The sequence below is a fragment of the Vibrio sp. YT-19(2023) genome (assembly GCF_033337395.1).
This window is the reverse complement of record NZ_JAWOQN010000423.1, coordinates 1-747: the sequence shown is the minus strand read 5'-3', so window position 1 is coordinate 747 and position 747 is coordinate 1. Positions and strand designations below refer to the sequence as shown.

The window sequence follows — 747 nt, the reverse complement described above, 5'->3', positions numbered from 1 at the left end:
CTGCCTCTCGTTTAGGTGGCATTTATCAAGAAGATGATTACACCGGCATCACAAGAAACGACGAACGATACACCCTTTCCGCTGGCGTTGATTATCAAATTAGACGCTGGATTCAATTGAAAGCGGATTGGCAATATCAAGACAAAACATCCAATCGTTCAGGTTATAGCTACGACCAAAATGTCTGGACGTTAAGCGCGCAATTTTCGTTGTAACAAGGAATGTTAATGAATCCATTATTCAAGTTAATTGGCCTAGCTCTGCTACTTTTCAGTACTTTTGTTAGCGCGAATTCAAACGAACAAGATTACCTACTCGATACTGGTGACACTATTTCAGTGCAAGTTTACGGGGAGGAAGATCTTTCTATTAAAAACATCCTCATCACGTCAGATGGTTACTTTGATTACCCTTACCTTGGACGAATCAAAGCGATCAATAAAACGCCAAAACAGCTCAAATACGAAATCGAAACGGGCTTAAAAGGTGATTATCTGATCAACCCGAAAGTCATGGTGACAATCAATTACTTCCGTTTGTTTTACGTCAATGGCGAAGTTCGTAAACCCGGAGGATTTGAGTATCGACCAGGACTGACGATAGAAAAAGCCATCGCACTAGCTGGCGGGCTCACCGATAGAGCTTCACGTAAAAGCATTAACTTAACCAAACACAAAACTGGCAAAACCGTAGAAGGCGTAAGTATGCAGCGCACGGTTGAACCAGGTGACATTGTCTTTATTGATA

The 747-nt window shown here is 41.8% G+C and carries 2 protein-coding genes; both read left to right on the top strand.

Annotated features, from left to right (window positions below; translation table 11 throughout):
- Positions 1-215: outer membrane beta-barrel protein (locus tag R7E78_RS26310; RefSeq protein ID WP_318058632.1), on the top strand; the 215-nt coding region annotated here is incomplete at its 5' end.
- 12 nt (positions 216-227) lie between these two features.
- Positions 228-747, top strand: a 520-nt coding sequence (locus R7E78_RS26305) for a polysaccharide biosynthesis/export family protein (protein WP_318058631.1), incomplete at its 3' end; no start/stop codon positions are given.